Raw genomic sequence first — 26,050 nt, forward strand, 5'->3', positions numbered from 1 at the left:
GCTGTATAGAACATGACCTACGGCGGATTGTTCAGCGCCATGCGCACTGAGCAGAGCGTCAGATCATCCGCACACCTCATGATCACACCTGCACGTTAGCAATACCGCTCGCTGAATCTCAATCTGAACCGTCAGATTGATGGCGTACCCAGTGCGGCGGTTATTTGTCCCATTCACAATCACTTGATTGCGAAGCAAGACCACCCTCAGCAGGAGGCTACCCGATATGACTACGACCGGCTCATCGCTGATGCAGTTCCTCGGTGAATTACAGGATCGCAAGCAGTTTCGCCAACTCAATTGGCGCGGCACGTTTGTCGAATATCTCGATCTGGTTGCGCAAGACCCGAAGGTGACGCGCAACGCTTTCCAGCGAGTCTATGACATGATCATGGACTATGGAACCGAGGAGTTTATTGATGCTAAGAAGCGGCTGATCCGCTACAAGTTCTTTTCGGATGCGACCTTTGATGGCAATGATGCGATCTATGGTCTTGAGATCCCGCTGATGCGGTTGGTCAACTTCTTTAAGGGTGCGGCCAAGGGTTATGGCACCGAGAAGCGTGTGTTGTTGCTGCATGGCCCGGTTGGCTCTTCCAAGTCTACGATTGTGCGCCGCTTGAAGAAGGGCATGGAGCACTACTCGAAGACTGATGCCGGGGCTGTCTATACCTACGATTGGTATCTGGGGCCGATTGATGATCCCGCCAGCTTCGATCCGCTGAAGGTGCCCGAAGTTGAGTGGGAGAAGTGCCCCATGCACGAGGAGCCGCTGCACCTTGTGCCGATGGATCTGCGCGAGCAGATGCTGGAACGGATGAACGATGGCCGCCCCAGCGAGGAGCATGTGCGCATCGTTGGCGACCTCTGCCCGGTCTGTCGCTACCACTTCCGCGAACTGATGCGCCGCTATGATGGCGATTGGAGCCGGGTGACGCAGCATATCCGCGTGCGTCGCCTGCTCTTTAGTGAGCAGGATCGGGTCGGGATCGGTACCTTCCAGCCCAAGGATGAGAAGAACCAGGATAGTACCGAGCTGACTGGCGATATTAACTATCGCAAGATTGCGATCTATGGTTCGGATTCTGATCCGCGTGCCTTCAACTTTGATGGTGAGTTCAATATTGCTAACCGAGGTATCATCGAGTTTGTCGAGATGCTCAAGCTGGATGTGGCCTTCCTCTACGATCTACTGGGGGCGTCGCAGGAGCATCGCATCAAGTCGAAGAAGTTCGCCCAAACCGATATTGATGAGGTCATCGTTGGGCATAGTGTGGCGGGTGATACGCCCATTCCCTATCGCTACCGGGGTACGGTGCAGTGGGCGACGCTGGAGCGCATGCATGAGACCTTCGCCGCCTCCGCTGAGGGCCTCGAAGTGCTCGCCTACGACTTTGAGCGCCAGCAGGTGCAGTGGACACCGGTCAAGTCGGTCTTTCGCCACCGCTTCACGGGCGATATGTACACCTCCTCACAGAAGTGGGGGGTGATCGAGACGACGCCGAACCACTCGATCTATGATCGGACAGGCCACACCTTCTACCCGGAAGATCGGCACGAGATGATGGCCTTACGCCGCTTTGATGCGGCCTTCGAGGCTGATGGCGATGCTGCGCTGATTGATGTGGTGGCCGAGATTGCGGGCTTTATCGGCAGTGAGGCGCGCACCTTCGCCGATGGCCAGCCGATCACGCGGCCATGCCAGCCCGGTTGGGCGCGGCTCGATCTGCCACGCCACGCGACGGCGATTCGTAGCCAGTACCATCCGTTGGCTGATGCCGAGGCGTTGAAGGATCTCATCACGGTGCTAGTCTGGTATGCCACCGAGGGCCATGTGAATGGACAGAATGGCGGCATCGTGATTAGTCAGGCGGATCGTGAGGAGCTTGAGCGGGTGCGGGCAGCATACTCGCGGATCTCTACCGCTGATGGCTCGATTGATGCTGGGGCCAAGACCGATTCGGCGTGGCGGCTCTACTTGGGGTCGCAGGCGATTGCACGCTTGGCGGTGCATCATTGTGGTGAGGGCGCGGCCCAAAAGCGCCTGCCCGATTTCCTCTTTGGCCTGCCATCCGATCTGCTCCAGCATGCCTTCGATGAACTGATGCGTACCGATGGCTCGCGCAAGCTGAGTGCGCAGCTTACCCGCACGGCTTCGCCTACCTACCGCGAGCAGTTCTTTGAGTATAAGAGCATCTCGCCCATGCTGGCGGCGCAGGTGGGTACGCTGGCGACGATGCTGGGCTATGACTATAGCGTCTATGCGGCTGAACGCCCGGAGCGCGAGCCGGCCTATCGCATCCGCTTTGTCTCTGGTGAGGGTAAGCGCGGCGGTCGCCATGATCGCTTCGAGGCGCGCCTGCATAGCCGTGCGGTTGATGATCTCTGGGTATATGACATCGAGTGCGTCGGCCTGCACAACTTTGTGTGTGGGGTCGGCAATGTGGTCTGCCACAACACCAACGAGCCTGAGTATCGCCGCCTCGAAAACAACGAATTCATGGAGGCACTCAAGGATCGCACTGTGCGCATTGACATCCCCTATGTCACGCGCTTGCGCGATGAGGTGCGGATCTATGAGCGCGACTTCAACAATCGTAAGGTGCGCGTGCATATCGCGCCACATACCCTTGAGGTCGCGGCGATGTGGGCAGTGCTGACGCGCCTGGAAGATCCGAAGAAGCCCAATCTGACCATGCTTCAGAAGTTGAAGCTCTATAACGGTAAGACCCTGCCGGGCTTCACCGAGGATAACATCAAGGAGTTGCGCAAGGAGGCCATGCGCGAGGGCATGGAGGGCATTTCGGCGCGCTATATTCAGGATAAGATCTCGAATGCGCTGGTGAGTAATCAGGAAGAGGGCTATATCAACCCCTTCATGGTGCTCAACGAGTTGGAGAGTGGCCTCAAGAACCACGCCCTGATTAGTAATGAGGAAGATCGCAAACGCTACCGCGATCTCTTGGCGACGGTGCGCGAGGAGTATACCGAGATCGTCAAGAACGAGGTGCAGCGCGCCATCTCCGCCGATGAGGAGGCGATTAAGCGTCTGGCGGGCAACTATATTGACAACATCAAAGCCTATACCCAGCGCGAGAAGGTGCGTAACCGCTATACCGGCCAGTACGAGGAACCCGATGAGCGTCTGATGCGTAGTATTGAGGAGAAGATTGACATCCCCGAATCGCGCAAGGACGATTTCCGCCGCGAGATCATGAACTACATCGGCGCGTTGGCAGTTGAGGGCAAGACCTTCAACTATCGCACCAACGAGCGGCTGCACAAGGCACTCGAACTCAAGCTCTTTGAGGATCAGAAGGACAGTATCAAGCTCACCTCGCTCGTCTCGCGGGTGATTGACCAGGACACCCAAGAGAAGATTGATGTGGTCAAGGCGCGCCTCATCCGCGATTTTGGCTACAATGAGCAGAGCGCCACCGATGTGCTCAACTATGTGGCCTCGATCTTTGCACGTGGTGATACGCGGGGGAGTTATTAGTACAGGGGAGATCTTAGGTGTTGGTGTTTGGCGGCTACGCCGCCAAACACCAACACCTAAGATCCTGCGGGGGCGGCGCAGCCGCCCCCGCCCCCCCACTGGCATGGATACAATAAACCTATGTCAATGAAACGTGTTGACCGCGACCTGAACCGTTTTCGGCAGATTGTGCGCGGTAAAATCAAGAAGGATCTGCGTAAGTACATGTCGCACGGCGAGATGATCGGGCGGCAAGGCAAGCGCTTGGTCAGCATCCCCTTGCCTTCGATTGACCTACCCCAGTTCCGCTACGGGGCCAAACAGGGCGGCGGGGTGGGGCAGGGCGAGGGCGATGTGGGCGACCCGGTGGGTCAGGGTGATCCGCAGCCGGGCCAGGGTGAAGCCGGAGCGGAGCCGGGGCAGCATGTGCTCGAAGTAGATATGACGTTGGAGGAACTGGCGGCGATTCTGGGTGAGGAGCTGCAACTGCCCAACATCCAGCCCAAGGGGCGCAAGAACCTGATCAGCGAGAAGGATCGCTATGTCGGCATCCGCCGCACTGGCCCCAACTCGCTGCGCCACTTCAAGCGAACCTACCGCGAAGCCCTGCGCCGCCAGATCTCGTCGGGGGAGTATGATCAGGCCGATCCGATTGTGGTGCCCATCCGTGAGGATATGCGCTATCGCTCCTGGAAGGAGACGCTGCAACCAGAGAGTAACGCGGTTATCATCTATATTATGGATGTCTCTGGCTCGATGGGCACCGAACAGAAGGAGTTGGTGCGCATCACCGCCTTCTGGATCGAGACCTGGTTGCGCTCGCAGTACAAGGAGATCGAGATCCGCTATATTGTCCACGATGCGGCGGCTAAGGAGGTGGATCATGAGACCTTCTACCACATCCGCGAGGGTGGCGGCACCAAGATCTCCTCGGCCTATAAGCTCTGCAACCGCCTGATTGATGAGCGCTACCCGGCGAGTGAGTGGAATATCTACCCTTTCCACTTCTCCGATGGTGATAACTGGGGTGGCGGCGATACCCGCGAGTGTGTCGAGTTGCTCAGGAATGAGATCCTACCCAAAGTCAACCAGTTCTGCTATGGGCAGGTACGCTCGCTCTACGGCTCTGGCCGCTTTGCGCATGATCTTGAGGAGTTGTTGGGGGTTGATGAGCGCGTAGTGGTGAGTGAGATCGCCGAACGCGATGACATCTATGATACGATCAAAGATTTTTTAGGCAAGGGTAAGTGAAGTCGCTCTTTCATACCGATCCACCATGGCGCATCCTGCCACCACTGTTCTTGGGTCTGTGTACCCTGGTGTTGACTCTGGTCTACTATGGTGGTGCCTACCGCACACAGGTGCGGGCCGAGGATCGCTTTCGTGACATCTTCGTTGGCTTTCAGTCTCTAGAGGGTGGCACCGAGCTACCCTATCGCTGGACGAAGGGCGAGGGTGTCGTCTGTTTGCCCGCTGCCGGAGCGACCCGCCCGCTCGGTATGTTGCGTCTGGATCTGGTAGGTAGCTCCTTCTCTGGCATTGCCGATCTGGAGTTGCGTATGGTCGGGGTGAGTCTGCCCCTCCAACTCGCCCCGGATCACCGGCGCTACCACCTACTCATCCCGCCCGACCCTAGCCCCGGCGCACTCTGCCTACACATGCTGAGTGAAGTCTTTGTGCCAGGGAATGGCCGGGTGGCCGGAGTTGGCTTGCGGGTGGCCGAGTTCCGCCTGCTTGTCCCCGCCTTCCCGCCATGGGGCCAACTCAGCGTGAATCTCTGGCTGAGTGTGGGCGGCTACTGGCTATTGCGGCGGCTGCGTGTAGCGTGGTGGTTGGGGTTAGGGGCGGTGCTGCTGCTGCTGCTCCTGATCGGGCTAGGAGTGATCCAAGGGCATCTGCGGGTGGCCCCCAACCTGCCCTTTTGGAGCGCCTTTGCCGCGCTGGCGCTGGCGGCCAGTATGGCCGCGCTGCTACTCTACCAGGGTGTCGCTCCGCGTTTGCGTATCTGGCAGCGCGAGCTAACCGGGGTGACGCTGATCAGCATGTTGCTGGGGGTGGGGTGGTACCAGTTGGCGCATCTCCCCGGCTATATCTGGCCCTTCCCGCTGATGGCGCGTGGTGGCACGATGCTCACATGGATGGCCATCTGGCCCACCCTGGGTGCCGCGCTCTTCATCGCGCTGGTGCTCTTCTGGCTGCGGCGTGAAACACCGCCCCATGCGGCGCTGGTGGTTGGGAGTAGCTGGCTGGCCGCCTTCAGCCTGCCAGTGATGCTCAAAGCCAGCGTGCGCGGCTGGGATACGCTCTTCCAGACCTTTGCGCTGCAAGAGGGCGACTATATCCGCGATGTGCCGCTGGTTGCCAACGATCCGCTGGCCTTTGTGCGTGGCTACGTGGCGCAGATGCCCGATCTGGTGCTGCATAACAAGACCCACCCACCCGGTAATACGCTCTTCCTCTGGGTGGTCGAGCGCATCTTCGGCGCGGGGCCAGAACCCGCCACCTGGGTGGTGGTTGCCATTGCGGCGCTGGCGGTGTGGCCCACCTACCTGCTGGCGCGGCGCATCAGCGGCTGGCGGGCGGGTATCCTGGCGGCGGCGATCACCACCCTGTTGCCCGCCGCGATGGCCTACAATGTGGTTTCGATGGATGCACTATTGGCAACCCTCTTGGCCTGGGCGATCTACGCGCTCTATGTGGCCTTCGCCCCGATGGGTGACAATGCCGAACGTGCCGCACTGGTTGCGGGGCTACTCCTCGCACTGGGGCTTTTCTTCAGCTTTACCACGCTAATGGTGGCGTTGGTTGCGGCGGCGCTGCTGCTCTGGCAACTCTGGCAGCGGCCCTACGACCCGGCGGCGCTGCGCCGCTGGGTCGGGTTGGCAGTGCGGGTGCTGGCCATGATGCTGCTGGTACACCTGGGGCTGTGGATCTTCACTGGCTATAACAGCCTGGATGCCTTCGTTATGGGCACGGCCAACAATACCATTGATGTCAGTAACCGCATCTCGCCGCTAGGACTCTCCAGCTACCTCTTCTTCTTGGCGGTCAACGCGGTATCTTATGGCTGGTTCCTGGGGCCATGGCCACTCTATCGGCTGCTGAACAGTGCCAACCAAGCGGTTGGGCGGCTTGGCAACCCGGCCACAGCCGCGCAGCAGAACAATGCGCTCGGCCTGGGGATGCTGCTGCTTATTGGTGGGATGCTTGGGTCGGGACTCTTCTTCCGCGAGATTGAACGTATCTGGCTCTTTAGCCATATTCTCATCGCCACAACCCTAGCTAGTGGTATCATGGATGAAGAACGAGGGCGACGCACCCAGATTGTCGTGGCTGGGTTGCTGCTAACCACCCTCTTCGTCCACAGTCTCATCTTCCGCAGCATCCTGCGTATCTCGTGGTGAGAGGTAACTGTTCACCGTTCTCCTAGCATTCAGGTTTTGACGCAAAGACGCCAAGGCGCAAAGCCTTCACGAGAGAGTCCAATCACAATCTTTGCGTCTTTGCGCCTTGGCGTCAACACGAGAATTCTGTTTACCCCAAGTGTGAATAGTTATGGTGAGAGAGGGGGTTCTATGCGCAACACCCGCCTACCTGCCAACCTAGAGGCCGCCCGCGAAGAGATCGAGACCCATGCGCGTGCCTATGGCCTCGATTTCTTCCCCATCATCTATGAAGTGTTGGATTACCGCACGCTCTATGAGACGGCGGCGATGGGCGGTTTTCCGACGCGCTACCCGCATTGGCGCTTCGGCATGGATTTTGACCAGTTGATGAAGGGCCATATCTGGCAGGGTTCAACAATCTATGAGATGGTGATCAATACCAACCCCTCCTACGCCTATTTGCTGGAGGGCAACGAAGATGTGACCCAGAAGATGGTCATGGCGCATGTGACCGGGCATGTGGACTTCTTCAAACACAATATGTGGTTTGCCCACACCAACCGCAAGATGCTTGATGCCATGGCCAACCATGCCACACGCATCCAGCGCATCATTGATCGGATTGGCTATGATGTAGTTGAGGAGTTCATTGACACCTGCCTCTCGCTCGAAAACCTGATTGACTACCACTCGCCCTACATCAAGCGCCCCGACTCCCACACCCCCCAGCCGCTGGTGGGCGAAGAGGAGCCACAGGTGGCGCAGGGCTTGCGGGTAGAGCGCGACTATATGCGCGATTACATCAATCCGCCGGAGTATCTGGCCGCGCAGCGCCAGAAGATCGAGGAAGAACGGGCCAAACAGCGCCGCTTCCCCGAACATCCGCAGCGCGATATTCTGCTCTTCCTCTTGAATTATGCGCCGCTGGAGCGTTGGCAACATACGGTGCTAGAGATTGTGCGCGATGAAGCCTACTACTTTGCGCCCCAGGGCATGACCAAGATTCTGAATGAGGGTTGGGCCAGTTACTGGCACAGCATGATCATGACCCGCAAGGTGGCGACAGCGGCGGAGATCGTCGCGTTTGCTGATCTGCATAGTGGGGTGGTGGCGACGGGCGGCGGGCGGCTGAATCCGTACAAGCTGGGGCTGGAACTGCTGCGCGATGTGGAAGATCGCTGGAACCGGGGCCGCTTCGGCAAGGAGTACGAGGAGTGTGACGACATCGCCGCCAAGCGTACCTGGGATCGCCAGTTGGGCCTGGGGCGACAGAAGATCTTTGAGATCCGCAAGCTGTATAATGATGTCACCTTTATTGATGAGTTCCTCACCCCGGAGTTTGTGATCGAGAACAAACTCTTCTCCTTCCGCTACAACCGCGACACCGACCTCTACGAGATCGCCTCGCGTGAGTTTCAGGAGATCAAGCAGAAGTTGCTCTTCCGGCTCACCAACTTTGGCCAACCCTTCATTGCAATTGAAGATGGTAATTATAATAATCGCGGCGAAATCTACCTACGCCATCGCCACGAAGGCGTGGATCTGAAGATGGACTACGCCCGCGACACGATTCGCAATCTGCATCACATCTGGTCACGCCCGATACACTTGGAGACCCGTATTGATGACAAGAAGCGCCTGCTCTCATTTGATGGCAGTGACTTCACTGAACGGCGGATAGATTAGGAACCAGCCGGAGGGCGAAGCATCGCTCATCATGGGGTCTGGAGAACACGACCTGGGTTGCATGGCGATGCTTCGCCCCTACAAGTATGAACAGGTACCAGTGATCCTCCTTCATCTCATCAACCTCGCCACCACACGCCTCGTGGTCACCAGTACCACCCCGCGCCTGGATGCAGAGCTACTCCTCACCCACCTACTCGGCTGGTCGCGGGCTAGGCTGTTGGCCGAGCGCGATGCGCCGATCCCGCCGCAGGTGGCCGAGGCGTTCATGGCGCTGGTCGAGCGCCGCGCAAGTGGAGAGCCAGTGGCCTATCTGGTGGGCCACAAGGAGTTCTACGGCTACGAGCTACTGGTAGATCGGCGCGTGCTGGTGCCCCGCCCAGAGACCGAACTGCTGGTGGAGGTGGCGCTGGCCATGCTGGGCGATCATACAGCCGCGTGGCGCATTGCCGACCTCGGCAGCGGCAGCGGGGCGATAGCGATAGCCTTGGGGCTACAGCTCCCCCACGCGCAGATCGAGGCGGTGGATCTCTCCCCCGCTGCCCTGGAGGTGGCGGCGGCCAATGTAGAGCGCCACGCGCTCAGCGGGCGGGTGCGGCTGGTGCTGGGCGATCTCTGCGCACCCTTGGCCGGGCAGTACGACCTGATCGTCAGTAACCCGCCCTACACCATCCTCGCCGAAGTCGAGCCGAATGTCCTGGCCCACGAACCCCACCTAGCCCTGGAGGGTGGCGGCGCAGATGGGGCCGACCTCTACCGGCGTATCTTTGCGGCTGCCCCCAGGTATCTGCGGGCTGGCGGTAGCGTGTTGTGCGAGATCGGCGCGTGGCAGGGCGAGATCGTGAGCGCATTGGCACAGGCCGCCTTCCCCATGGCCGAGGTGCGCCTCTTCCATGATCTGGCCGGACATCCACGGGTGGTGCGCGTGGCCACCGCAACGTAATCCACCTGTCATCCATAGCCGTAGTCAACGGCGCAGCCTCTTCCTATACTAGCAATAGGTAGGAGGAGGATCTATGACAGCACTCTTTGTTGCACTCGGCATTGCCGTTATCACATTGCTCGCCCTGTTGCTCTGGTTTGTGCCGCACCTGCTCCACCAGCAGGCGCTGCGCAGTTCCGACGAGGCCGCGAAGTTGCGGGATATGTTGCTCGATATGCTCAATGAACAGGAAGCGGTGACGATGCGCCAATCACAGCTTGGATCATCCATCGCCTACCTGCAAGAACAACTTGAGCAGATGGTGAACCAAGCGCACACAGCGGGAGAGCGTGGGGCAGGCCCGCGTAGCGCCGCCGATGAGGCCGCGTTGCATCAACTTGAAGATCGGATTAGCGCCTTGCAGGCCCAGATCCAGGGTTGGCTCGATACACGCGGCAAGGCGCAGCGTGTCGCGAGTACGCAGGATAATGAATCCTGGGCCTATCTGATGAGTCTGCTGGCCGCGATCCAGGAGCGGGTGGGCCAGATCTCGGTGGATCACGGTAATGTGCAGGTAAGTGTGCATGCGCGGGCGCTGCTCGATGAATTGGAGCAAGAGATGTCCCAACTACGCGGTATCTCCGAGGATATTTCGACGCTCCAATGGCGCTTGCGGCGTTCGCTGCACGAACGCGAGAGCAACATCCCCTCGCTGCGGGCGCGCACCAGTCCGTAGATGGCCCGCTGGGCCCAGGGCATGTGCAAGGTCTCCTCCGGTGGGGGTTCGGGGGCGGCGGAAACCGCCCCCGAAAATCTTTTTGGGGGTTTGGGACGCAGCCCCAAGGACTTTGCACATGTTCTGCTGCCGGGCCTACAGTCCGGTTTCAACCGGCCCAATCCAAAACCGTTATATACTTACGTTATTATGGATATACGACTGGTAAGATTCGCCCACGTAGCGTTAGCAGACTCCTATGAGCATCGTTGTCATTGACAATCAAGCGGTTCACTATGAGGCATTCGGTCGAGGTCGCCCGGTGCTCTTCTTGCACGGGTGGCTCGGCAGTTGGCGCTACTGGTTCCCCACCATGGAGGTGGTCTCCGATCACTTCCGTACCTACTCCTTTGACTTCTGGGGATTTGGCGATTCGCGCCGCAAGCTGACCCAAGAGAGTATCCAGAGCTATTCGGATCAGGTGATTCGCTTCCTCGATGCCCTCGGTATTGATCGCGTGCAACTGGTGGGCCACTCGATGGGTGGGATGGTCGCGCTCAAGACGGCGATTAGCTACCCCAACCGGATTCAGCGTGTGGCGACCGTAGGTGCCCCGATTGATGGCGACTCGCTCTCGTGGCTCCTCAAACTCACCGACCGCCCCTTCTTCGCCGATGCCTTTGCGCGTATGCCCTGGCTGCGCCGCCGCCTCTTCCGCTTCTTCCTGGGCGAAACCAGCGACCACGCGATCAGCGAGATGATTGATGACAGTGTCAAGTCGAGCGCGGTCTCGCTACGCCGAGCCGTCAGTTCGATGTGGCGCACCGACCTGCGTCCAGAGTTGGGGCGGCTCAAGGTGCCCGCGCTGATCGTCCACGGTGGCCGCGACGACATTGTCAACCCCAACCAAGCCGATCTCTTCGATCATGTGCCGATGGCCGAGGTGGTGATGATGCCACGCAGTCGCCACTTCCCCTTCCTCGACGAAGCCACGCTCTTCAATGATGTCTTGCTGCGCTTCCTGCGCGCCCAAGCCGCGCCCGTCGGAGTCAAACCAACGCTGATCAGTTGTGAGACTTCTTAAACGTTGCTTGCGCTCCACACGGAGGCCGTTTTCTGCATTAGGATGCAGAAAACGGCCTCCGTGTGTTTGTGTAATCCGAACATACATATCAAACAAATGTACTAAAATTTCATGGCTTTGCAATGCCCTAAAACCGAGTTGGAAATTCTGAAAGGCGCTCTAGGGCTTCTATATCACTTAAGGGTCTTGACAAGCGCAGTATACTGCATTCTGAAGGGAAATACGTCGTACAAACATACCAACTAGGGAGGACTGCACCCATGCAGAAGACTGATTTTATTAAGGCAGTGGCTGAGAAGGCGGGCGTCTCGCAGAAGGAGACCAAACTCGTCGTCGATTCAGCGCTGGACGTGATTACCGAGGCATTGGCGCGGGGCGAGAAGGTGACCTTGACCGGTTTTGGAACCTTTGAGGTTCGCTCGCGCCGGGCGCGTGAGGGTGTCAACCCGCAGACCCGCGACAAGATTCATATTCCTGAGACCAAGACCCCCGGTTTCAGCGCCAGCAGCACATTGAAGGATGCGGTGAAGGGGTAAGGCCAATGCCGCAGTAGAGCAGAAGGAATGTGGTCACCCTGAGTGGAGCCATAGACGCAGCGAAGGGTTCCGGTTGGAGACGCTTCCTCTTCGCTCCACTCAGCGTGACCATACGGTAGTTTTAGGCGAAGAGTATAGGTAAAACCCCTCACACCCATCGAGCCATCTCTACGGCTGCTGCTGCTCCTCCTCCTCCTCCACGATCCCAAACAAACGCATCCACTCGGCAATCTCGGCGGGGCTGAGCGGGCGGTCGTTGCGCTTCTCGCGGATGGAGACCGTAGGCTTGGGAGCATTCAACACTTCCAGACGGTGCGCAAACTGCTGCGAACTAATCACCGTCAACCCCTTGGCTCGCGCCTCACCGATCACCACACGGTCGGAACTCACCACCTGCCACTCATCGCGGCGCTTCACCGCCCGAATACGGCGGATCAATTCGCTATCTGCATCGCTAGGCGACTTCGCAAAGCGCGCCTCAACCCCATAGCCATTCAGATTGTCGGGATGGCCATACACCCCACCATCAAAGATAACCACCACACGCCGCCCGCGCTTAGCAGTGGCATAGCGGCGCAGCAACATCACCAACTGCGCCTCATCGTCAGGATCAGCCAGACTCACCCCGTGTAAGTGCCCGATCAGGTTGTGGCCATCAATAAGGATGGGCATGGTGATCATCTCCCTTGGATTGTGCCTAATGCCATCGTACCATTTTTTGACGCTGCTGCGTCCGCAAAACCACCGCCGGTGGGGTTCCAGTTTTTGGTGTTTTTTGGCGGCTGTGCCGCCAAAAAACACCAAAAAAGATCTTCTGGGGCGACGAAGTCGCCCCCCAGAAAGTTGACACCTCCACTACCTCGTGGTATAAGCATACCGTCTCTCTACAAACTATCGCAGTGCTCTTTGCGATCACCCCGTGGTGTGCCGCAGGAGGTTGACTCAGTGTCACGACATAAAAGCGCCCTGATCGCGCTCATCATAACCGCCACCCTGATCACTCTGATCGGGTTGACCGGTGCTGGCTTACCTTCAACTACGGCCAACCATGCCGCTATCCATACCGCCCTGAACCAGGAATCCACCCCAACCCTCCCCACTGAGACCCCACCCCCCACCGCAACCCTGGCTCGGCGTGACTTCAACGAAGGTGATGGGATCAAGTTTGTGCCAACGGTCTATCTACCGGGGCGCGGGCCAACCCTACCTGGTGAGATGGTCTTTAGTGGCCGCCGTCTGGATGTGTATGTGGGAAGCAGCACCTTCTCGGCTGAGGAAGTGGCTGATTTGGGGGTCAAAGCCGAATGGGCGGTGAGTTATATCCAGAAACGCTTCGACGCCCAACTCACCGAGCGGGTCTCGGTAGGTGTCTATCACACCAGCCAAGCGCCGGGGCGTGGAACGCGGGGCATTGCCTACACCTATGGCAATACCAATGTGCGTATCTACTACCAAGCCGGTGAAGACAAGCATAACGCGCTAGTGATCCTTGTCCACGAACTCTCCCACGCCCTTCAGGCGGCAGCCTATGGGAAAGAAGAACAAGCACGTGTCGATCTGGTATTGCTGGAAGGGCTGGCCTGCTGGATCTCTGGTGAGTATTGGTTGAGCCTCTCCGAGTCACCTTCGTTCCAAGCACGCGCCAGTGAACTCTACCGATCTGGCATTAGAGGTAACTTGGCCGCTCTCGGCAAGACGACCAGTATTGATAATGCCTATGATATGTGGGCCGGATTTGTGGATTACCTCGCCCGCACGTATGGCTGGGAGAAGTTTAACCTGCTCTACACCACCGGGAATGGGCGTGCGCCGGGTTCGGCCAACTATGAAGGCATCTACGGGAAGACGTTCGAGGAATTATATACCGATTGGTATAGCACATTAGAGTAGCGGGTAGCACTTCTCTGTGTGTATAAACACGGCCTGCAATGCAGGCCGTGTTTGTGTTTCCACCTCCAATGGGGGTTCGGGGGCGTAACCCCAAGAACTTTACCCCTGCCCTACTTCTATGGCTCCTAAACCTACAAAAAGGCTCGTTTATGCTGTAAACTAGACTTTGGTGATGCAGATCAACCATCAAGAATACCTATGATTATACGAATTTGGGGAACCCGTGGCTCCTATCCGGTGGCTCGTGCGGAGATGCTGCGTTATGGTGGCAACACCACCTGTGTCGAAGTACGAGTCGGCGAGATCTGTGTCATTCTCGATGCTGGCACCGGGCTACGCCCACTCGGTGAAGCCTTAAGCCGCGAAGCGAACCCACCCGACACCATCAACCTCCTGATCACCCATACCCATTGGGATCATATTATTGGCTTTCCCTTCTTTGCGCCGATCTTCAATCCGCACAAACGCATCGAGATCTATGGCCTTCAACGCACACAATCAAGCCTACGCACCACCATCGCCAATGCGCTGAGTGACCCATTGATGCCGATTAGTTTAGAGGATTTGCGGGCCGAAATGAATTTCCACGAAATTCATGATGAGGTAGAGTTTGAGATTGGAGGACAGGTACGCATCTCAACCGCCCAAGCCAACCATCCCTATCGGGCACTCGCCTACCGCATCGAAAGTGATGCGGGTGCGCTGGTCTTCATCCCCGATACGGGGCCGTTCCACACCATTCTCTTTGGTGATGAACGCATTGCATGGACGGGGCGACCCTTGCCGAATACAGAAGAAGAGCTATCTATCCTCGCCGATATGCGGGCGAAGATCGTGGCCTTGGCGCAAGGGGCGGATTGGATGATCTATGACTCGCAGTTTACGGATGAGCAGTATGCCCGCTTCCCGCACTGGGGCCACAGCACCCCTGGGCAGGCACGCGAGATCGCCGAGGCGGCGGGGGTGAAGCACCTGCTCCTCTTCCACCACGATCCGCACCATACCGATGCGCAGATTGATGCTATGCTGGCTGCCCAACAGACTCCCCCCAACCCCAACCTGAGGATCAGCGCAGCCTTCGAGGGCATGGAGTTGCGCAAGGGAGTTGCGTTATGAGACTACAGTTTTGGGGGGTGCGTGGCTATGTGCCGACGCCGGGCGCAGAGTATCTGCGCTATGGCGGGAATACCTGCTGTACCGCGCTCACGGGGGCCAATGGCGAGTTGGTGGTGATTGATACCGGCACCGGCTTTTGTCAGTTTGGCGATGCGTTGGTGGGACGCGAGTTTGGCCGTGGTGGCGGCGAGATGACCCTGCTGATTAGCCATACCTATTGGGATCATATCTTGGGGTTGCCCTTTCCGGCTCTCGTACATATCCCCGGCAACCGCCTGCATATCTATGGCCCCGATAGTACCCGTGGTTCGTTGCAGATGGTCTACGATGGGATGCTCTCGCCCGTCTATTCGCCCGTCTATGGCCTTGCGCATATCGGGGCAACCCACAGTTTCCAGCCCATCTCGACCACGCCGTTTATGGTGGGCGGGTTGCGGATTAGTGCCATGCCGCTCTCACAGCGCAAACACTCGCCGATCTGGGCCTACCGGATCGAGGAGGGCAGTCGCTCAGTCGTCTACATCACCGATGTGCGCTACACCAACGATCAGATCTGGCAGCAGGCGTTGCATTTTGCCGACCGGGCCAGCATCCTGGTGCATAGTGCGCCCTATACGCGCCACGAGCAGGTGCAGGATTATGGTCATAGCCGGGTGGAGGATGCGATTGAGTTGAGCCAGAAGGCGCGGGCGGAACAGTTGATGATCTTCCACCACGCGCCAACCCGTACCGATGCGCAGTTGGACGCGATTGTGAGGCACTATCAGGATCGCCTAGTGGCGCAGGGGAGTCCGTTGTTGTTTGATGCGGCGCGTGAGGGTGAGGAGATTGAGGTGTAATCGGTTTGCTCATACTGGCGGCTTCGCCGCCAGTATGAGCAAACCGATTGTGTGCGGATATTATGGCTTGAGGCGATCTTTGGTCTGGCGCAGGACACGAGCGATGTCCTTGCCAAACTTGCGCGAGTCCTGGCGGCGCTGGAGCGCGACCGGGTTGATCGGGCGGCGATCATCGCGCTCATTCCCGCGTTCTTCACTTGGGTTGATCTGATCCACTTCGTCCATCAGGTCGAACTCGTCCAGTGCGCTCATATCGCGCAGGTTGATGCGTAGACGGGGCATGTTCTTCCTCTTTTGATGTTGTGACCTACTACCTGGCCTCTGCCTCGCCGGTGCGTAAGCGAGTGTAGCTCTCATACCGAACGGGATCGATCTGCCCATGACTGACTGCCGCACGCACCGCGCAGTCGGGTTCATGAACGTGGGTACACCCGGCGTAGTAGCACTGGCCCAGAAATGGGCGCAGTTCGCGGAAACACCAGTCGAGATCTTCGGGCGGCAGGTTCCACAGCCCGATCTCGCGGATGCCGGGGGTGTCGGCGACATACCCACCACCTTCCAGATCTACGGGGTGCAGTTCGGCGACGGTGGTGGTGTGGCGGCCCTTGCCGAGCAGTGTCGAGACGGCACTGGTGGCGAGGTTTAGGCCGGGGAGGACGGCGTTGAGCAGGCTGCTCTTGCCGACCCCGGATTTGCCGGTGACGACGCTGATCTGACCAACTAGGCGCTGGTGGATTTCCGCAAGCCCCTGGCCGGTGTGGGTGCTGGCGTAGATGACCGGATAGCCGATGCGCTCGTAGGGAGCCAGCATGGCCTGGGCGGCCTCGGCACTGACCAGATCGACTTTGGTGGCGATGATCAGTGGTTCGAGGCCACTATGCTCGCAGATCACCAAGTAACGATCCAGCATGCGCGGGGTGAAGGCGGGTTGGGCACAGGCGAAGATCAGCAACACCTGGCTGACATTGGCCACCATGACATCCTCGGCATCACGGGTGCCAGCGGCGCGCCGCGCTAAGCGCGAGCGACGCGGCAGCACCTCCTCCACCGCGCCGTGGCCGGGGCTGACAATACTGATCGCAACATCATCACCGATGACGGCAATGTCGCTGCGCTGGCGTTCGCGCTTGAGCCGCCCGCGTAGACGGCACTCGATCACGCCTTGCGCGGTCTGTACCCAGAAGAAGCCGCTCTGGGCACGCAGGATAACCCCGTTGATCGTGTCGGGCTTTGTGGCACTAGGAGCGGACAACTTAGCGTTTCTGGGGCTCATAGATGCGTACCTCTAGATTGCGAATCCCCAGAATATCGCAGGCAAAATCGAGCACGCGCTCAATCATGGAAGGGGCCGGTTGACCAGCCTCAAGATCGGCAGGGAGTTCAACCCGTGCGCGATGTATGTTCTTTGGTGCTATATCTGTTGCAGAATGGCTGATGGTGCCATCGCGTTCAAGAATAATCAAGGTCGTGTTCCTCTCGCAGGTAGGCTGCAAATCTGACGACGGCGGCAGATGGGTGACCCCGACCGATTGTTCGATGTGTATCATTTCACGGTTCCTTTACTGAATTCATTACTTCCGAACGATGCGATCACTGCGACGCCCTGCGAGAGAACACAAAAAGGCTGTGGTCGCCTTGATGGGACGCCACAGCCTCATGGAAACAGTTGAGGCTGTGGGTACCTCTTGGTTCCCCACAGCCTCATACTCACTAAATGGAGTTGTGTTCAACTCCTGAGTAGGTGCAAAGGGAGACCAGGCTCATCATCGCGAGCGTTGATGCGGCGCACAACACGGGCTGCGTAGCCCGCGCCGGTGCAACCGGCGGTGTTGTTGTAGGCTGTCAAGTTCATCAACATACTCCTCTGCGGCTAAGCCCGGATATCTAGCGGTTAGGATAGCATAGGGTGGTGTGGGTTGTCAATATCGAAATAGGCTGTAACTGTTCACACTTGGGGTAAAGGAAGCTTCTGATTGACGCAAAGGCGCGAAGACGCAAAGGGTTGTTGCAGGCTTTGCGCCTTGGCGTCTTTGCGTCAAAGCCTGGAGGCTAGGAGAAGTGTGAACAGTTACAATAGGCTAGTACCAGGGCATGTGCAAAGTCACCTGCGGTGGGGGTTCTAACACACCTTTTGCGCTCCGCTAACGAGAATCTAATACTGGTCATGTATCGTACAATGCAGCATGATTGGGTACACGATAAGCAACAAAGGAGCTTGCCACGATGACGACCGACCAGGAGACGATGCCACCGCCGGAGGCGATGTCCTTCCGTGCTGAGGTACAGCAGGTTCTACATATTCTGGCCCATTCGCTCTATACCGACCGCGATGTCTTTCTGCGTGAGTTGATCTCGAATGCCTCTGATGCGATCAACCGCTTGCAGTTTGAGATGCTCACCAACCAGAACGTGCTCAATCCTGAAGCCGAGTTGGGGATCTGGATCGAGGTGGATAAAGAGGCCAAGACGATCACCGTGCGCGATACGGGTACCGGTCTAACCCGCCAGGAGATGATTGACCACCTGGGGACGATTGCGCAATCGAGTGCGCGCGCCTTTGTGCAGCAGGCCAAGGAGCAGCAGGCCAGCGCGAGTGAGATTATCGGCCAGTTTGGCGTCGGCTTCTACTCGGTCTTTATGGTGGCGGATAAGGTCTCGGTGGTGTCGCGCTCCTTCCACCCCGATGCGGAAGCGGCGGTGTGGGAGTCTACGGGGGGCAACAGCTTTACGTTGGGGGTGGCCGAGCGCGCCGAGCGCGGCACGAGTATCACGCTGCACCTCAAGGATGATGCGGCTGAGTTCGCCAACGATTGGAAGTTGGAGCAGATCATCAAGCGCCACTCCGACTTTGTCTCGTTCCCGATCTATATGGGCGAGCGCCAGGTCAATCAGCAGAAGGCGCTCTGGCGGCGTGCGCCGCGTGAGGTGGAGGCCGAGCAATATAAGAGCCTCTACCAGCAGATGACGATGGATTATGATGAGCCGCTGCATAAGCTACATCTCTCCACTGATGTGCCGATTGATCTGCATAGCATTCTGTTTGTTCCGACGAAACGTGAGCGTGGGCTGATCGAGCGTCGTATCGAGGGCAAGATCAAGCTCTACTCGCGCAAGGTGCTCATCCAGGAGGATGCCAAGGATCTGCTGCCGAACTACTTCCGCTTCATCGAGGGCGTGGTGGATAGCGAAGATCTGCCGCTGAACGTCTCGCGTGAGGGTGTGCAGAGTAACGTCGGGGCCAATATTCAGTCGCCGGTGCAGCAGCGCATCCGCAAGACCCTCACCGGACGCATGCACCGCGAACTGAACGAACTGGCCGACAAGGAGCCGGAGAAGTTCGCTGCCTTCTGGAAGGAGTTCGGTGTCTTTATTAAGGAGGGCGTGGCCACCGATTATGAGCAGCGCGAGGAGTTGCTCAAGCTGTTGCGCTTTAACAGCACGACGAGCGGCGATGACCTGATCACACTGGCGGACTACAAGGGGCGTATGGTCGAGGGCCAGCAGGAGATCTATTATGTGATGGGCGGCAGCCTGGAGGCGGCGCGCACCAGCCCGCACCTCGACCCCTTCACGGCGCGTGGGATTGAAGTGTTACTCTTCGGCGAACTGATGGATGGCTTCATGCTCTCCGGGCTGCGCGAGTATGAGGGGCTGAAGCTGCGCAACGTGGACGAGGCCGATCTTGAGTTGCCGGGTGAGGTAGATGCGCCCGAATCGCGCCTGAGCGATGCCGAGTTCAGCACGTTGGCCGAGCAGTTGGCGGCCATCCTGGGCGAGGAGATCAAGGAGATCCGCGCCTCCAAGGTGCTACGTGACAACCCGGTGCGCCTCGTCAGCGATGATGACGGGCCAGGGCGCGAGATGCAGCGCATCCAGCAGATGTTGGGGCGCGAGACAATCAACCTGCCGCGAGTCCTCGAACTCAACCCGTCCCACCCGCTGATTGTCTCGCTGGCCCACCGGGCTGCCGCCGACCCCAACGACCCGATTCTGGCGGCGGCGGCGGAGCAACTCTACGACAACGCGCTGTTGTTGGAGGGCTTGCACCAGAACCCGGCCACGATGGTGCCGCGTATTCTGCGACTGCTGGAGGCAGCGGCCCGGACGGAGTAGGGATGATCTAGGGGGGGCGTGTTGGCATAGGCATTCGGTTACGGAGGGCATCACATATCAACCGCAGAGGACACAGAGGTACGCAGAGGGATGGATTTTGCGCTACCTGTGGTTACGACCTCTGGTTCTTCCTCTGCGTTCCTCTGCGTTCTCTGCGGTCAACAACCGGGACGCAAGAGGACGCTTAACCGAACGCCAATGGGGCGTGTTGGCGGCTTTGCCGCCAACACGCCCCCTGGATCATGCCTCCAACACCATCGCCACCCGCAACAACTCGGCTTCTTCCCACGGACGCGCCACCAACTGCACCGCCAGCGGCAAGCCCTCGCGGCTAAACCCGGCGGGGATGCTGATCGCGGGCCAGCCCAGACAGTTGAAGGGGCCGGTGAAGGTGGTCGCGGTGATCACGCCCAAGGGCGGGGCGGGGTGGGGAACGACCGGCAGCACCAGGATGTCAATCTGCTCAAAGAGTGCCGTCATGCGCTGGCGTAGCACCGCCCGCGCCTGTTGGGCCTGCACGAAGGTGGCCGGGCCATAGACGAAGCTGGCGAGGATGCGCTGGCGCATAAATTCGGCGTAGTCGTTGAGCCGCGTGCGCAGGTTGGGCAGGTGTAAGGCCGCCGCCTCCATGGCCAGAATGACCGGGTTGAGCAGGCGTAGCGCCTCGATTTCAGCCACGTCCACTTCTGCCACCTCAGCCCCGGCAGCGCGCAACTGCGCCCCCGCGCTACGTACCACCGCCAACGTCTCCGGGTCGGCCTGGGGTGCGCCACTGCCATCCGCACCCAACACGCCCACGCGGATTCCGCGTGCAAGTGGCTGGAGTCCATTGGCGTGGAAGGGCGGCACCGAGCGCAGCGTGCGTCCGTCATGCCCGTCGGGGCCAGCGAGTACCTCCAGCATGATCGCGGTGTCGCTGACAGATCGCGTCAGTGGCCCCAGGTGATCGAGTGACCAGGAGAGCGTAACTGCCCCGGCGAGACTGGTGCGCCCGTGGGTGGGCTTGAGGCCCACGATGCCACACTGGGCGGCGGGAATGCGGATCGAGCCGCCGGTGTCGGTGCCGAGTGCCGCCGCCACAATCCCCGCCGCGACGGCGGCTGCCGAGCCACTACTCGATCCCCCACTGTCCCGTTCGGGGTTGTGGGGGTTGGCGGTTGGCCCGTAGTGGCCGTTATTGGAACCGGGCGAGTAGGCAAACTCGGACATGCGCGTCTTGCCAATGATGATCGCACCGGCTTGGCGTAACAGGGCCACGCTGGTCGCATCCTGGCTGGGGTAGTGGTCGGCGAGGATCTTTGAGCCGGCGGTGGTGGGAGTTCCCATCAGATCGAGCAGATCCTTGACCGCCACGGGAACCCCGTGCAGGGGGCCACGGTACTCCCCGGCACTGATCGCGGCCTCAGCCGCCTGCGCATCGGCAAGTGCCTGCTCGGCCAGCACAAGCTGAAAAGCGTTCAGGTGCGGGTCGTGCGCGGCCAGCAGATCGAGTGCCTGACGGGTCAGTTCCACCGGCGAGAGGCGGCCAGTGCGCAATTGGGGTGCCAGCGCGGTGATGGTGTTGGCAGGCGGGATACTTGTCATCGGTTGCGGGCTGGCCAGCGCCGTATCCGCCACCGGCAAGACATCAATATCGAGATAATCGGGCAAGGTAGCACTGGAAAAACTCTCAAGCAGGCGCTCAACATCGGCCACCCGGCTCAGAAAGCCCTTCGCGCTCATGCCCTCCAGATCCGCAACACTCACCGGGATATTCGCAGCGCGCAGGTTGGTGCGCAGACGGTCAAGCAGGTTGGTCATGGATTAGATTCCTCTCGGTATGGGCGTAGTAGGGGCGAAGCATCGCCCTCCATGCAGCAGGGGAACCCGAACGAAGTTGGCGGGCGATGCTTCGCCCCTACGGAATAATTCCAGCATAGATCGCCTCAATGCGGTCAAGCATACGGGTATGATCAAACTCCATCAGCGCCCGTTGGCGTCCGGCGGCTCCCCATGCCCGCGCCAAGCCGGGGTTCTCCAGAATGACCCGCATGGCCCGTGCCAGCGCGCGTGGGTCGGCGGGTGGCACCACAATGCCGGTCTGCCCGTGCTGAGTAACATAGCTGGTACCGGTGCCCAATTCGCTGGTGATCACCGGCAGTGCAGCGGCCTGGGCTTCGATCTGAACGATGCCGAAGGCTTCACTTCGTTCAACTGAGGGTAGCACGAAGAGATCGGCGGCATGAAAATAGGCCCGCAGCGCGGCGTCATCTTCTGCTTGCAGAAAGTGAACCCGCTCGGCCACCCCCACCTGCTGGGCTAGGCATTGCAGATCGGCGCGGCGCACCGTCGCGTCGGCCCCGATGATCAGGGCATGGCCGGGGGCATGGGCCATGGCGCGTACCAGATACTCAACGCCCTTATAGTAGCGCAAACGCCCGACAAAGAGGCTGAGCGGGCCGGGGTAGCGGGCGCGGATGGCCGCCACTTTAGCCGGATCGGCATGGGCAAAACGCGACAGATCGATCCCATATGGCACCACCACGCAACGATCCTGGTGCGCAGCCAGGAAGGGCGAACTGCGCTTGTAGGCCGGGCTTGAGGCGATAATGCGCGTGGCGCGGCGCAATGTGCGGCGCAGCAGCGGTGCGTAGAGTTGGAGCAAACGGCGCTGGCGCACAATATCGCTGTGGTAGGAGACCACCAACGGAGTGCGCGGCCCCGCCAGGGCGAGCGCCAGATCGCCGGTAGGATCGGGCATGTGCAGGTGGACGAGATCAGGACGTTGGCGCACCATCTGCACGAGCAGCGCCGGGCTGAGTGGCGCAGAGGCCAGCGTCGCCAGCCGCCCCACCGCCACCACCCGCACCCCGCCAACCTCATACTCCCCACCTCGCCCATCCAGCGCGTTGGTCAGCACCGTCACCCGATGGCCACGCGCCACCAAGCCCTCGGCGAGTAGGCGCAGATGATTTTCGATTCCCCCAATCACGGGGTAATAGTCTTTGTAGATATGGAGGATGTGCCAGAGCATGTGTAAATCACCTCCGGTGGGGGTTTGGAGGCGGCTGCGCCGCCCCCGAAGATCTTTTGTGTTGTTTTTTGGCGGCTACGCCGCCAAAAAACAACACAAATTGGGGTTTGGGGCGTAGCCCCAAGAACGATGCACATGCCCTTGAGGATGTGCATAGTACCTGATTATAAATCGTCTATCCATGCTACAATAGCCAGCCGATGATGATCGGCAACATGGAAAATAGGGAGTCTATGGACGCAGTGCTTGTACTTGAGGATGGTCGAGTCTTCGCAGGGCGCTCGTTTGGCGCGGCTGGCGAACGGATCGGCGAGGTGGTCTTTAATACCGGGATGACCGGCTACCAAGAGATCCTGACCGACCCTTCGTACTGCGGCCAGTTGGTAACGATGACCGCGCCGCATATCGGGAATACCGGGGTGAATGAGTTTGACCCCGAATCGTTCCGCCCGCAGGTGGCGGGGTTTATTGTGCGCTCCTACAGCGAGGAGTATAGCTCGTGGCGTTCGCGGGGCAGTCTGGCCCAACTATTGCGCGATTACCAGATCGTGGCGATCAGTGATGTGGATACACGGGCGCTGACGCGCCACATCCGCACCGCCGGGGCAATGCGCGGCATCATCTCCACCACCGGCGAGTCGGTGGAGAGCCTGATCGAGAAGGCGCGCTCGGCCCCGCCTATGGAGGGCCAAGATCTGACGCGGGTAGTCAGTTGCACGACTCCCTACGAATGGGATGAGAACAGCCTACCCTTCAGCCCGCCCTACTCCTACGGCATTGCCCGCTCCACCCAATTCCATGTGGTGGCCTACGACTTTGGCCTCAAGCGCACGATCCTGCGCCGCCTGGTGGATCATGGTTGCCGGGTGACGGTCGTGCCGGGTTCGACCAGCGCCGAAGAGGTGCTGGCGCTCAAGCCGGATGGCGTCTTCTACTCGAACGGGCCGGGCGACCCGGCGGCGACAGTGTATGCCTTCGAGAACCTGCGCGGCCTCTTGGGCAAGACGGTGGTCTTCGGCATTTGCTTGGGCCACCAGTTGATGGGTCTGGCGCTGGGTGGACAGACCTTCAAACTGCCTTTTGGGCACCACGGCGTGAATCACCCGGTGCGCCACATCCCCACTGGGCGGGTGGAGATCACCTCGCAGAACCATGGCTTTGCGGTGGACCCGGAGAGCCTGCCGCCGGAGGTGGAGATCACCCACATCAACCTGAACGACCAGACGGTGGAAGGGCTACGCCACGTGGGGATGGGATGCTTCAGCGTGCAGTACCACCCCGAAGCCGGGCCGGGGCCGCACGACGCCAGCTACCTCTTCCACGAGTTCACCCAGATGATGGCGGCGCGGCGGAGTTAGGTTGTGCGCCTTTTGACGCAAAGGCGCAGAGACGCAAAGGTTTGTCATTGGTCATACTATTCAAGCCTTTGCGCCTTTGCGCCTTTGCGTCTTTGCGTCAATACTGAATCCTCCACCCTTCAGAGGTGATCATGAGCGAGCACTCGATCATCGGCAGTTTTGCCCGCCGCCTCGCCCACCTGCGCGGGCTGCTGGCGCGTGATGCGGCGGAGGCCGGGGATCAGGGTCTCAAGCTGCTTGAGGAGTACCTGGAGTACGAGGCGGTTGAGGTAGGCTACCACCAAGAACATGGCAGCATCGGGCGCTACGCCAGTTGGCTGCGGCGGCGCGGGCCGATCCCTGATGCGTTGCTGGATCGCGCCGAAGTCTACGCCCAGGTGCGCAACTGCCTCGCCCACTCCTACGGGCTACAAACTAGCCCCGACCTCGCCGCCGAGGTGATCGAGTTTCTGGGGGTACTCATCCAGCAAGAGGCCAACACCGCCGCCCAGATGATGAGCCGCCACATCCGCAGTATTGATGAAACATCGCGCCTTGTTGATGCCCGCGACACCATGCTGCGCGAGGGCTTTGGGCGGCTGCCCGTGCTGCGCAAGGAGACCGTCGTGGCACTACTGAGTGAGCGCGACCTTGTCGTTGCTGACCTCATCCCCGGCGGCAAAGCCGACGGCATGACGGTGGCCGAGGCACTGACACCCCAGTCGCGCCGCCGCTTCGGGGTCATCGCCGCCGACGCCAGCCAACCCGCCGTCGTCGAGGCGCTGCGGCGTCCCGGCATTGACGCCCTGATCGTCACTCGTGACGGGCAGCGCGACCAACCGCCGTTGGGGATCATCACCCATGCGGATGTGTTGTACCGGATGTAGTGTGGGGGTTCGGGGGTGGCTGCGCCACCCCCGAAGATACTGTTTGGTGGTGTTTGGCGGCTGCGCCGCCAAACACCACCAAACATTTAGGTTTGGGATGTATCCCATGCCTTGACGCAGTCCCTCTGAAGCCTTGTCGAAAGCCGACCATGGATGATGCGCAAGAAGAACCAACCCGGATCGACCCACGCAACCGGCTGAACGACCTGAGCGGGCGCGAGTGGACCTACGCGCTACGTTCGGTGATCAGCACACGCTACCCCACCCGTGGCCCCGAAGCCTACGCGCATCATCTGCGGCGCTTGCACCCCTCGCCCAAGCCGCCCCAACTCATGGCCGAGTTGGTACGCTTCTTCACCAAACGCGGCGGCCATGTGCTCGATCCCTTTGCGGGCGTGGGCGGCACCCTGCTCGCCTGTTCGCTAGAGGGCCGCAGCGCCATCGGCGTGGATCTCTCCGAAGTGTACGCCGCTTGCTACAGCGAAGTATGTGCCACATTGGAGATCGCACCGCAACCCTACATCATTGGCGACTCGCGCCACCTGCACAGCTACCCGGCCATCACCGCACAGCCCTTCGACCTGATCCTGACCGATCCGCCCTACGCGCAGATGCTGGCCAAACCGAAGACCGGCGAGCGCAAGAAGCGCGGGCAGGGTGAGGCAACCCCGTTTACCGACTCGGCAGATGATCTAGGCAACCTGGGCTATTGGGAATTCCTGAGCGCCCTGCGCGACCTCTTCGCCAACGCGATCCCCCTGTTGCGCCCCGGCGGCCACCTCGTCCTCTTCACCAAAGACCTGCAACCTAGCCCCGACCACCACAACATGCTCCACGCCGACATCGTGGCCAACCTGCGCGACCTGCCCGGCTTGGAGTATCGGGGCTACCAGATCTGGCACGACCAGAGCCAGAACCTCTACCCCTTCGGCTACCCCTTCGCCTTTGTGTCCAACCAGATGCATCAATTCATTCTGATCTTTCGTTATCGGCCCTAAAATTCTTTGCAAAACCAGTGCAAAAACTTTGCAACTTGTGGTATGCTAGA

General features: G+C 59.7%; 22 protein-coding genes. 15 read left to right on the forward strand and 7 right to left on the reverse strand.

Annotated elements, in window-relative coordinates; all coding sequences use genetic code 11:
• Nucleotides 1–226 precede the first annotated feature (226 nt).
• The 8 genes from EKD03_RS11545 (at nt 227) to EKD03_RS11580 (ending at nt 11,807) form a co-directional block, all read left to right on the forward strand.
• Nucleotides 227–3,499, forward strand: a complete 3,273-nt coding sequence (locus EKD03_RS11545; RefSeq protein ID WP_129630735.1) for a serine/threonine protein kinase — start codon at nt 227–229, stop codon at nt 3,497–3,499.
• A 120-nt stretch (nt 3,500–3,619) separates the two neighbouring features.
• Nucleotides 3,620–4,729, forward strand: coding sequence for a DUF444 family protein (locus EKD03_RS11550; protein WP_129630737.1), 1,110 nt, complete (start codon nt 3,620–3,622; stop codon nt 4,727–4,729).
• A complete protein-coding gene (locus tag EKD03_RS11555; RefSeq protein ID WP_129630739.1) occupies nt 4,726–6,882 on the forward strand; it encodes a glycosyltransferase family 39 protein in 2,157 nt (718 codons plus the stop codon). Before EKD03_RS11550 ends, EKD03_RS11555 begins: the two co-directional genes overlap by 4 nt.
• Nucleotides 6,883–7,053: 171 nt before the next feature.
• The gene (locus tag EKD03_RS11560; protein WP_129630741.1) at nt 7,054–8,550 is read left to right on the forward strand and encodes a SpoVR family protein; all 1,497 of its coding nucleotides are present in this window, start codon (nt 7,054–7,056) and stop codon (nt 8,548–8,550) included.
• Nucleotides 8,551–8,650: 100 nt separating this feature from the next.
• Nucleotides 8,651–9,493, forward strand: coding sequence for a peptide chain release factor N(5)-glutamine methyltransferase (gene prmC / locus EKD03_RS11565; protein WP_420808801.1), 843 nt, complete (start codon nt 8,651–8,653; stop codon nt 9,491–9,493).
• Between the two features lie 73 nt (nt 9,494–9,566).
• Entirely contained in the window at nt 9,567–10,208 is a 642-nt protein-coding gene (locus EKD03_RS11570) for a hypothetical protein (RefSeq protein WP_129630745.1), read from the forward strand.
• A gap of 238 nt (nt 10,209–10,446) precedes the next feature.
• On the forward strand, nt 10,447–11,271 hold the full coding sequence (locus EKD03_RS11575; protein ID WP_129630747.1) for an alpha/beta fold hydrolase: 825 nt from the start codon (nt 10,447–10,449) through the stop codon (nt 11,269–11,271).
• A gap of 260 nt (nt 11,272–11,531) precedes the next feature.
• Nucleotides 11,532–11,807 (forward strand): HU family DNA-binding protein, encoded by a 276-nt coding sequence (locus EKD03_RS11580; protein ID WP_006563596.1) that lies wholly within the window; start codon nt 11,532–11,534, stop codon nt 11,805–11,807.
• A gap of 168 nt (nt 11,808–11,975) precedes the next feature.
• On the opposite strand, the gene EKD03_RS11585 is transcribed toward EKD03_RS11580, so the two are convergent.
• Complete coding sequence (locus EKD03_RS11585) at nt 11,976–12,479, reverse strand: NYN domain-containing protein (protein WP_174842860.1); 504 nt, start codon at nt 12,477–12,479, stop codon at nt 11,976–11,978.
• A 273-nt stretch (nt 12,480–12,752) separates the two neighbouring features.
• On the opposite strand from EKD03_RS11585, the gene EKD03_RS11590 reads away from it, so the two are divergent.
• The 3 genes from EKD03_RS11590 (at nt 12,753) to EKD03_RS11600 (ending at nt 15,652) form a co-directional block, all read left to right on the forward strand.
• Nucleotides 12,753–13,697, forward strand: a complete 945-nt coding sequence (locus EKD03_RS11590) for a hypothetical protein (protein WP_129630751.1) — start codon at nt 12,753–12,755, stop codon at nt 13,695–13,697.
• Between the two features lie 198 nt (nt 13,698–13,895).
• The gene (locus tag EKD03_RS11595; protein ID WP_129630753.1) at nt 13,896–14,813 is read left to right on the forward strand and encodes an MBL fold metallo-hydrolase; all 918 of its coding nucleotides are present in this window, start codon (nt 13,896–13,898) and stop codon (nt 14,811–14,813) included.
• The gene (locus tag EKD03_RS11600) at nt 14,810–15,652 is read left to right on the forward strand and encodes an MBL fold metallo-hydrolase (RefSeq protein WP_129630755.1); all 843 of its coding nucleotides are present in this window, start codon (nt 14,810–14,812) and stop codon (nt 15,650–15,652) included. Before EKD03_RS11595 ends, EKD03_RS11600 begins: the two co-directional genes overlap by 4 nt.
• A gap of 60 nt (nt 15,653–15,712) precedes the next feature.
• Here EKD03_RS11600 and EKD03_RS11605 read toward each other — a convergent pair whose 3' ends face one another.
• From EKD03_RS11605 to EKD03_RS18955, 4 genes are all read right to left on the reverse strand, one after another.
• Nucleotides 15,713–15,934, reverse strand: a complete 222-nt coding sequence (locus EKD03_RS11605; protein WP_129630757.1) for a hypothetical protein — start codon at nt 15,932–15,934, stop codon at nt 15,713–15,715.
• 28 nt (nt 15,935–15,962) lie between these two features.
• Complete coding sequence (gene rsgA, locus EKD03_RS11610) at nt 15,963–16,925, reverse strand: ribosome small subunit-dependent GTPase A (RefSeq protein WP_129630759.1); 963 nt, start codon at nt 16,923–16,925, stop codon at nt 15,963–15,965.
• Entirely contained in the window at nt 16,906–17,199 is a 294-nt protein-coding gene (locus tag EKD03_RS11615) for a hypothetical protein (RefSeq protein ID WP_129630761.1), read from the reverse strand. The genes rsgA and EKD03_RS11615 overlap by 20 nt, the downstream gene beginning before the upstream one ends.
• Nucleotides 17,200–17,378: 179 nt before the next feature.
• A complete protein-coding gene (locus EKD03_RS18955; protein ID WP_274542413.1) occupies nt 17,379–17,504 on the reverse strand; it encodes a hypothetical protein in 126 nt (41 codons plus the stop codon).
• Nucleotides 17,505–17,875: 371 nt separating this feature from the next.
• Here EKD03_RS18955 and htpG point away from each other — a divergent pair, with 371 nt between their 5' ends.
• Nucleotides 17,876–19,765, forward strand: a complete 1,890-nt coding sequence (htpG, locus tag EKD03_RS11620; protein ID WP_129630763.1) for a molecular chaperone HtpG — start codon at nt 17,876–17,878, stop codon at nt 19,763–19,765.
• A gap of 240 nt (nt 19,766–20,005) precedes the next feature.
• Here htpG and EKD03_RS11625 read toward each other — a convergent pair whose 3' ends face one another.
• Nucleotides 20,006–21,565, reverse strand: a complete 1,560-nt coding sequence (locus EKD03_RS11625; protein WP_129630765.1) for an amidase — start codon at nt 21,563–21,565, stop codon at nt 20,006–20,008.
• 97 nt (nt 21,566–21,662) lie between these two features.
• A complete protein-coding gene (locus EKD03_RS11630) occupies nt 21,663–22,778 on the reverse strand; it encodes a glycosyltransferase (protein ID WP_129630767.1) in 1,116 nt (371 codons plus the stop codon).
• Between the two features lie 233 nt (nt 22,779–23,011).
• Here EKD03_RS11630 and carA point away from each other — a divergent pair, with 233 nt between their 5' ends.
• The 3 genes from carA to EKD03_RS11650 all read left to right on the forward strand — a co-directional run bounded on the left by carA (nt 23,012) and on the right by EKD03_RS11650 (nt 26,000).
• Nucleotides 23,012–24,136, forward strand: a complete 1,125-nt coding sequence (gene carA, locus EKD03_RS11640) for a glutamine-hydrolyzing carbamoyl-phosphate synthase small subunit (RefSeq protein ID WP_174842861.1) — start codon at nt 23,012–23,014, stop codon at nt 24,134–24,136.
• A 131-nt stretch (nt 24,137–24,267) separates the two neighbouring features.
• Complete coding sequence (locus EKD03_RS11645) at nt 24,268–25,002, forward strand: CBS domain-containing protein (protein ID WP_129630773.1); 735 nt, start codon at nt 24,268–24,270, stop codon at nt 25,000–25,002.
• A 149-nt stretch (nt 25,003–25,151) separates the two neighbouring features.
• Nucleotides 25,152–26,000 (forward strand): DNA methyltransferase, encoded by an 849-nt coding sequence (locus tag EKD03_RS11650; protein ID WP_129630775.1) that lies wholly within the window; start codon nt 25,152–25,154, stop codon nt 25,998–26,000.
• Nucleotides 26,001–26,050: the final 50 nt, after the last annotated feature.

It is taken from the genome of Candidatus Oscillochloris fontis (assembly GCF_004138135.1).
In the GTDB taxonomy this organism is placed as follows: Bacteria; Chloroflexota; Chloroflexia; order Chloroflexales; family Chloroflexaceae; genus Oscillochloris; species Oscillochloris fontis.

What these genes read in the sequence shown, in the direction of transcription:
- EKD03_RS11545 (WP_129630735.1), top strand. Translation starts at nt 227, where the DNA reads ATGACTACGACCGGCTCATCGCTGATGCAGTTCCTCGGTGAATTACAG.
- EKD03_RS11550 (WP_129630737.1), top strand. Translation starts at nt 3,620, where the DNA reads ATGTCAATGAAACGTGTTGACCGCGACCTGAACCGTTTTCGGCAGATT.
- EKD03_RS11560 (WP_129630741.1), top strand. Translation starts at nt 7,054, where the DNA reads ATGCGCAACACCCGCCTACCTGCCAACCTAGAGGCCGCCCGCGAAGAG.
- EKD03_RS11570 (WP_129630745.1), top strand. Translation starts at nt 9,567, where the DNA reads ATGACAGCACTCTTTGTTGCACTCGGCATTGCCGTTATCACATTGCTC.
- EKD03_RS11575 (WP_129630747.1), top strand. Translation starts at nt 10,447, where the DNA reads ATGAGCATCGTTGTCATTGACAATCAAGCGGTTCACTATGAGGCATTC.
- EKD03_RS11580 (WP_006563596.1), top strand. Translation starts at nt 11,532, where the DNA reads ATGCAGAAGACTGATTTTATTAAGGCAGTGGCTGAGAAGGCGGGCGTC.
- EKD03_RS11585 (WP_174842860.1), bottom strand. Translation starts at nt 12,479, where the DNA reads ATGCCCATCCTTATTGATGGCCACAACCTGATCGGGCACTTACACGGG.
- EKD03_RS11595 (WP_129630753.1), top strand. Translation starts at nt 13,896, where the DNA reads ATGATTATACGAATTTGGGGAACCCGTGGCTCCTATCCGGTGGCTCGT.
- EKD03_RS11600 (WP_129630755.1), top strand. Translation starts at nt 14,810, where the DNA reads ATGAGACTACAGTTTTGGGGGGTGCGTGGCTATGTGCCGACGCCGGGC.
- EKD03_RS11605 (WP_129630757.1), bottom strand. Translation starts at nt 15,934, where the DNA reads ATGCCCCGTCTACGCATCAACCTGCGCGATATGAGCGCACTGGACGAG.
- rsgA (WP_129630759.1), bottom strand. Translation starts at nt 16,925, where the DNA reads ATGAGCCCCAGAAACGCTAAGTTGTCCGCTCCTAGTGCCACAAAGCCC.
- EKD03_RS11615 (WP_129630761.1), bottom strand. Translation starts at nt 17,199, where the DNA reads ATGATACACATCGAACAATCGGTCGGGGTCACCCATCTGCCGCCGTCG.
- EKD03_RS18955 (WP_274542413.1), bottom strand. Translation starts at nt 17,504, where the DNA reads ATGAACTTGACAGCCTACAACAACACCGCCGGTTGCACCGGCGCGGGC.
- htpG (WP_129630763.1), top strand. Translation starts at nt 17,876, where the DNA reads ATGACGACCGACCAGGAGACGATGCCACCGCCGGAGGCGATGTCCTTC.
- EKD03_RS11625 (WP_129630765.1), bottom strand. Translation starts at nt 21,565, where the DNA reads ATGACCAACCTGCTTGACCGTCTGCGCACCAACCTGCGCGCTGCGAAT.
- EKD03_RS11630 (WP_129630767.1), bottom strand. Translation starts at nt 22,778, where the DNA reads ATGCTCTGGCACATCCTCCATATCTACAAAGACTATTACCCCGTGATT.
- carA (WP_174842861.1), top strand. Translation starts at nt 23,012, where the DNA reads ATGGACGCAGTGCTTGTACTTGAGGATGGTCGAGTCTTCGCAGGGCGC.
- EKD03_RS11645 (WP_129630773.1), top strand. Translation starts at nt 24,268, where the DNA reads ATGAGCGAGCACTCGATCATCGGCAGTTTTGCCCGCCGCCTCGCCCAC.
- EKD03_RS11650 (WP_129630775.1), top strand. Translation starts at nt 25,152, where the DNA reads ATGGATGATGCGCAAGAAGAACCAACCCGGATCGACCCACGCAACCGG.